The sequence below is a fragment of the Winslowiella arboricola genome (genome assembly GCF_025527015.1).
Classification (GTDB): Bacteria; Pseudomonadota; Gammaproteobacteria; order Enterobacterales; family Enterobacteriaceae; genus Erwinia; species Erwinia arboricola.
Map to the genome: position 1 here is coordinate 239,752 of NZ_JAODIM010000037.1, position 6,079 is coordinate 245,830.

Annotated in this window: 6 protein-coding genes; 3 read left to right on the plus strand and 3 right to left on the minus strand. The window is 55.8% G+C overall.

Annotation, left to right across the window (positions count from 1 at the left end; all coding sequences use genetic code 11):
* Window positions 1–146 precede the first annotated feature (146 nt).
* Complete coding sequence (purE, locus tag N5923_RS05920) at window positions 147–656, plus strand: 5-(carboxyamino)imidazole ribonucleotide mutase (RefSeq protein ID WP_267141372.1); 510 nt, start codon at window positions 147–149, stop codon at window positions 654–656.
* Window positions 653–1,720 carry a 5-(carboxyamino)imidazole ribonucleotide synthase gene (gene purK / locus N5923_RS05925; protein ID WP_267141373.1) on the plus strand — a complete coding sequence of 356 codons (1,068 nt, stop codon included), beginning with the start codon at window positions 653–655 and terminating at the stop codon, window positions 1,718–1,720. Before purE ends, purK begins: the two co-directional genes overlap by 4 nt.
* A 31-nt stretch (window positions 1,721–1,751) precedes the next feature.
* On the opposite strand, the gene ybbP is transcribed toward purK, so the two are convergent.
* Both ybbP and ybbA read right to left on the minus strand, forming a co-directional pair.
* Window positions 1,752–4,169, minus strand: coding sequence for a putative ABC transporter permease subunit YbbP (gene ybbP / locus N5923_RS05930; RefSeq protein ID WP_267141374.1), 2,418 nt, complete (start codon window positions 4,167–4,169; stop codon window positions 1,752–1,754).
* Window positions 4,166–4,852, minus strand: a complete 687-nt coding sequence (ybbA, locus tag N5923_RS05935) for a putative ABC transporter ATP-binding protein YbbA (RefSeq protein ID WP_267141375.1) — start codon at window positions 4,850–4,852, stop codon at window positions 4,166–4,168. Before ybbA ends, ybbP begins: the two co-directional genes overlap by 4 nt.
* Between ybbA and tesA the strand changes: the two genes are divergently transcribed.
* Window positions 4,823–5,443, plus strand: a complete 621-nt coding sequence (gene tesA, locus N5923_RS05940; protein ID WP_267141376.1) for a multifunctional acyl-CoA thioesterase I/protease I/lysophospholipase L1 — start codon at window positions 4,823–4,825, stop codon at window positions 5,441–5,443. The genes ybbA and tesA overlap by 30 nt on opposite strands.
* A 167-nt stretch (window positions 5,444–5,610) precedes the next feature.
* Here the strand turns inward: tesA and N5923_RS05945 are convergent, their stop codons facing one another.
* Window positions 5,611–5,766 (minus strand): Hok/Gef family protein, encoded by a 156-nt coding sequence (locus tag N5923_RS05945; protein ID WP_267141377.1) that lies wholly within the window; start codon window positions 5,764–5,766, stop codon window positions 5,611–5,613.
* Between the last annotated feature and the right edge of the window lie 313 nt (window positions 5,767–6,079).

Sequence of the window (6,079 nt, forward strand, 5' to 3'; positions counted from 1 at the left end):
CCCATAAAAAAGCCGGGGTTTGCCGCCGGATACGGCGACGCAACCGTTTTCCTTGCTGGCGAGTCATGCTATTCTCTTTGCCCTTCCCACCCGCCCTGCTGAAGTCGCGCGGGTGAAGTTTGTACAATCACAGGAGTCAGACTCGCATGTCATCCAACGCCGCCCCAGCCCGCATTGCCATTGTTATGGGTTCGAAAAGTGACTGGGCTACTATGGAATTTGCCGCAGAAATCCTTACCAGCCTTGCGGTTCCTTTCGACGTTGAAGTGGTCTCTGCCCACCGCACCCCGGACAAACTGTTCAGCTTTGCGGAAAATGCGGCGGGCAATGGCTATCAGGTGATTATCGCAGGCGCCGGTGGCGCAGCGCATTTGCCGGGTATGCTGGCAGCGAAAACGCTGCTGCCGGTGCTGGGTGTGCCGGTGCAGAGCGCAGCACTGAGCGGTGTTGATAGTCTCTACTCAATCGTGCAGATGCCACGCGGTATACCGGTCGGCACGCTGGCGATTGGTAAAGCGGGAGCGGCAAACGCTGCTCTGCTGGCGGCGCAGATTCTGGCAATCCATGATACGGATCTGGCAGTGCGTCTGGCTAACTGGCGTCAGAGCCAGACCGACGAAGTGCTGAACAATCCGGATCCACGGGGTAATGCATGAAACCGGTTTGCGTATTAGGTAACGGTCAGCTTGGACGTATGCTGCGCCAGGCTGGTGAGCCGCTGGGTATTGCGGTCTATCCGGTTGGCCTTGATGCCGAACCGGAAACCCTGCCGATCCAGCAAAGTGTGATTACCGCCGAGATTGAGCGCTGGCCGGAAACCGCATTAACCCGCGAGCTGGCGCGTCACCCGGCGTTTGTAAACCGCGATATTTTCCCACTGCTGGCAGATCGCCTGACGCAAAAACAGCTGCTCGATCAGCTGGGTCTGGCCACCGCGCCATGGCAGTTACTGGCGTCAGCTGAAGAGTGGCCGCAAGTGTTCGCGTCACTCGGTGAGCTGGCGATCGTTAAGCGCCGTACCGGTGGCTATGACGGTCGTGGTCAGTGGCGTTTACGCGCCGATCAGACCAGCGAGTTACCGCAGGATTGTTACGGCGAGTGCATTGTTGAACAGGGTATTAACTTTTCCGGTGAAGTCTCGCTGGTTGGCGCCCGTGGTCACAATGGCGAGACAGTGTTCTATCCGCTCACTCATAACCTGCATCAGGAAGGCATCCTGCGTACCAGCGTAGTGCTGCCACAGCCCGATGCTGCGCAGCAACAGCAGGCTGAGCAGATGCTGTCCGCGATTATGAACCAGCTGCAATACGTCGGCGTAATGGCGATGGAATGTTTTGTGGTTCCGCAAGGCCTGCTGATCAACGAGCTGGCGCCACGTGTGCATAACAGCGGTCACTGGACGCAAAATGGCGCTTCCATCAGCCAGTTTGAACTGCATCTGCGCGCGATCCTCGACCTGCCGCTGCCGAAACCGGTAGTCAGCACGCCGTCGGTGATGGTGAATCTGATCGGCACCGATCTCAACCTGCAATGGTTACAGCAGCCGCTGGTTAACCTGCACTGGTATGAGAAAGAAGTACGTCCGGGTCGTAAAGTGGGCCACCTCAATCTGAATGACGTCCAGCCAGACGAGCTGAGCAAAGCGTTAACCGCGCTGACGCCAATGTTACCGCCGGAATATGCCAGCGGTATCGCCTGGGCCTGCGAGAAATTGCGTTAACGGAATTGGGAGGCACTGCTGCCTCCCTTTTTTATCCAGCGTAATAACTTCTGAACAATGCCTTACCCTTCAGTAACCGCACGCCCATCCAGCCACCACAGACCGACAGCAACAGCGCACCGGTTAATGGCAGCACCAGCCACAGCGTAAAATCAGGCTGCCACGGGAAATTAAATACCTTACGTTGTAATCCCCATAACGCGGCTTCGGCGCCTGTTGCGGCGGCAATCCCGGAAACCAGCCCCAGAATAGCAAACTCGCTCCATAGCGTGCCGTGCAGCAGCTTTTTACTGGCGCCTAAAGTGCGGTAAACCACCAGCTCCTGACGCCGCTGACGCATTCCCACCTGGATCTGAGCCAGCAACAGCAGTACGCCGCAGGCAGTAACCAGTGCCACCATGATCTCCAGCGCCTGACTCACCTGTGTCAGCACCTGACCGACCTGGCGTAAAATACTGCCGATATCCAGTAAACTCAGCGTTGGGAACGCCCGGTTTAACTGCGCCAGCAGCGCCGGATTGTTGTCCATGCGGAAACTGGTCAGCCAGGTTTGCGGCTGCTGATCGAGCGCGCCTGGCGGGAAAATAAAGAAGAAGAAGGGTCGCAGGCTTTCCTGATCGATAGAACGCAGGCTGGTAATTTTAACTGAAAAATTCTGCGTATCACCGGTAAAGGTCAGCGTATCGCCGAGTTTCAGCCCTAAGCGTTCCGTCAGCTCTTCCGCCATTGACACTTCACCCTGTTTCGGCGGCCAGCTGCCGGCTACCACCGGGCTGTTGTCCGGTGGCTGCGCCATCCATGTCAGATTGATCTCGCGGTTGTAAGTATTATCCTGCGCCGGATCCACCGGTTTATCGTTGGTCTCAGTGAGACGCACGCGTGCAATCGGATAAAAGGCTTCCGTTTTTACCTGATGCTGCTGCAGGAACTGTTTAACCTGCGGCACCTGCTCAGTGGCGATATTCAGCAGATAATAGTTAGGACTGTCCGGCGGCAGCTGCTGCTGCCAGCGATCCAGCAGATCGCCACGCATCACCAGCAACAGCGCCAGCAACATAAATGACAGTGAAAATGCCGCCAGCTGGCTAAGGGTGGTCAGTGGCTGACGCAGCAGGCGGTTTATCGCCAGGCGGAACGCCAGATTGCGCACCGACAGTTTACGTAGCAACAGCAAGCCGCCCCACCCCACCGCGCCCAGCAGCAGCGCCAGCAGAACAATCCCGGCCACCAGCGCCCACAGCAGTTTGCTGCCACCCACCAGCAATGCCAGTAAAGCAACCACCACCAGCGCCATTACCGGCAGATAAAACTTCAGCGGCCAGATATTTGCAATCGCGTCACGTCGTAGCACCCGTAACGGCTGTGTCGCCAGCAACAGGCGATAAGGACGCAGCCCTACCAGCAATGAAATAACAAATAGCGAACCGATGGCCCATAGCCATGGCCAGATACTGGATGGCGGCAGGGTTGCTGGCAGCACCGGCTTCAGCATCTGCAACAGTAGCTCCTCAAAACCTAACCCCAATGCACTCCCACCGACTGCGGCCAGCAACAACACCGCCAGCCACTGCCCGACAATCAGCTTACGCAACGCCGCACGGTTGGCGCCGAGGGTTTTCAGCACCGCCACTAAATCGTAGCGGCTGCGGCAGTAGTGACTCATCGCCACTGCCACAGCGGAGATCGCCAGCATCAGCGTCAGCAGCGCGGAAAGCAGCAGGAACTGCTGTGCGCGCTGCATTGAGCGGCCAAGGGCATCCTCGGAATTGTCGACGCTAATCCAGCGCTGACTGGCCTTCAGCTGCGGCTCAATCCAGCTGTCGTAGCGGCTGAGTTGTTGCGGTTCGCCGGAAAATTTATAGCGCCAGGTCAGGCGGCTGCCCGGCTGAATGGCGCCGGTTTTCGCCACATCCGCCAGATTCATTAGCAGGCGTGGTGCGGTCTGAAAAGGGTTAAAGCCCGCGTCCGGTTCCTGAATAACTTCTCCGGCAATACGCAGTGAGGTATCGCCGACATCCAGCATATCGCCGGTTTTCAGATTCAGCAGCGCCAGCAAACGCGGCGCTGCCAGCACCGTACCGGCCTGCGGCTTCAGATTGGTCGGTTCGGTAGTCAGCTGACCAAACATCGGATAAGCATTGTCCACCGCTTTTACCGATGCCAGCTGCGGCGTATTCCCGGCAAAAGTCATGGTCATAAAACTCAGCTGGCTGCTCACCTGCAGGCCATCGCGCCGCGCCTGCGCCAGCCACTCCGCCGGCACCTCACCGGAACTGCTCAGAGTGCGGTCACCGGCCATAAAATCACGGCTCTGCTGACTCAGCCCTTTATCCATGCGGTCGCTAAGTGAGCCCAGCGCCAGTACGCAGGCGACCGCCAGTGTCAGCGCCAGCCAGACAATCAGCAGTGATGGCGAGCGCCACTCACGCCAGAACCAGCGCCAAATCATGCTTCCTCCCATAATTTGCCGTCGCGCAGGCGCAGGCGGCGATCGCAGCGTGCCGCCAGCTGCTCATCATGAGTGACCAGAATCAGGGTAGTGGCAAGGTCGCGGTTAAGGGAAAACAGCAGCCCGGCAATACGATCACCGGTTTTGCGATCGAGATTACCGGTTGGTTCATCGGCAAACAGCAGATCGGGACGACCGTTAAAGGCGCGCGCCAGCGCTACACGTTGCTGCTCGCCGCCCGAGAGCTGTGCCGGAAGATGGGTCAGGCGTTCAGCGAGTCCCAGCTGAGCCAACAGTGCCCTCGCTTGTTCACGACTCTGGTTTTCGCTATCACCGCGCAACAACGCTGGCAATTGCACATTTTCCAGCGCATTCAGGGTTGGCACCAGCATAAATGACTGAAAAACAAAGCCAACATGCCGGGCACGTAATTCAGCCCTTTGCTCTTCGTTACGCTGATGCAGCGGCTCGCCACACAGGAAGACTTCCCCCTCACTGCCATCATCAAGCCCGGCAAGAATGCCCAGCAGGGTTGATTTTCCCGATCCTGATTCACCAATCAAGGCGATAGTTTCAGCCGGTTTGACAACCAGCTCAACTCCGGTGAGGATGTTTAGCTGATGCTCACCCTGACCGACGGACTTACTAAGACGATGAACTTCAAGAATGTTTTCCGCTGGCATTACCCTTTCCTGTTATTATTGTTACTCATTTCGCGCGTGGCGTCGGCAGATACACTGCTGATTCTCGGCGATAGTTTAAGCGCCGGATATCGCATGTCCGCCAGCGCCGCATGGCCTGCGCTGCTCAATGATAAATGGCAAAAACAACCTGACGTCATTAACGGCAGCATTAGTGGCGACACAGCAACCCAGGGACTGAGCCGCTTACCGGCCCTGCTGAAACAACATCAACCACGCTGGGTGTTGATCGAACTGGGTGGAAATGATGGTTTACGTGGCTTCCCACCACAAAATGTGGAGCAGGATCTGCGTAAAATCATCGGCGACATTCAGGCGGCCAAAGCCCAGCCGTTGTTAATGCAAATCCGTTTGCCAGCGAACTATGGTCGCCGCTATAACGAGGCGTTTAGCGGAATCTATCCGAAGCTGGCGCAAGAGTACAACATCCCATTAGTCTCCTTTTTTATGGAGCAGGTCTATCTGAAACCTGAATGGATGCAGCAGGATGGCATTCATCCCAATCCCGATGCGCAACCCTTTATCGCCGACCTGATGGCCAGAGAACTGGCTCCTTTAGTTAAGCATGAGTAGCGGAAAAACGTGACGGCTGTCAGGTAAAGTTATGCAAAAATCCGCAGCCGGAATGATAAAAATCAAAAGATTAAGCGCAATAATGGCAGAGTCACTTCAGGACGGGTGCTCAGGGATCTCTGCCAGACAACCAACAGGCGGGAGCATTCTCCCGCCGTTGGGTTGCCTTAACTTCTGGATTCGTAAGCCAGAGTCGCCACAACCTCCGTATTACCTCGCCTGACAGATAACTCGCAAAGTGAATTACGGCTTATCCATACAATAATAAGTATTGTCGCACAGATAATTATCAGACTCAGTAATCGCAGTTTTAATGGCGTCATTGCCTTCTCTCCTTATTGCCTTGCGGCAGGTAAAAGGCTACCATCATGCTGTCTGGGCATGAGAGCGGCCTCACTTTGACTTATTTAGTCGGGGTGGGGCCTTTCTCTTTCTGTCCGTTGCCAATGCTCAGGACAAAAAAGATCCAGAGCACCCGCCGCAGAGTTTATATATCACGCCACCTGGTATGCAATATAAAATTCAGATAAACCAGAGTTAATTAAATCCTGTCATCAGTAATTTCAATTATTAATTATAAAACCAGAATAATTATCATAAGAATAATTCAGGACGGGTGCTCAGGGATCTCTGCCT

Bases quoted from the DNA above. Each gene is read 5' to 3' on its own strand.
- purE (WP_267141372.1), top strand. From the start codon at position 147: ATGTCATCCAACGCCGCCCCAGCCCGCATTGCCATTGTTATGGGTTCG.
- purK (WP_267141373.1), top strand. From the start codon at position 653: ATGAAACCGGTTTGCGTATTAGGTAACGGTCAGCTTGGACGTATGCTG.
- ybbP (WP_267141374.1), bottom strand. From the start codon at position 4,169: ATGATTTGGCGCTGGTTCTGGCGTGAGTGGCGCTCGCCATCACTGCTG.
- tesA (WP_267141376.1), top strand. From the start codon at position 4,823: ATGAACTTCAAGAATGTTTTCCGCTGGCATTACCCTTTCCTGTTATTA.
- ybbA (WP_267141375.1), bottom strand. From the start codon at position 4,852: ATGCCAGCGGAAAACATTCTTGAAGTTCATCGTCTTAGTAAGTCCGTC.
- N5923_RS05945 (WP_267141377.1), bottom strand. From the start codon at position 5,766: ATGACGCCATTAAAACTGCGATTACTGAGTCTGATAATTATCTGTGCG.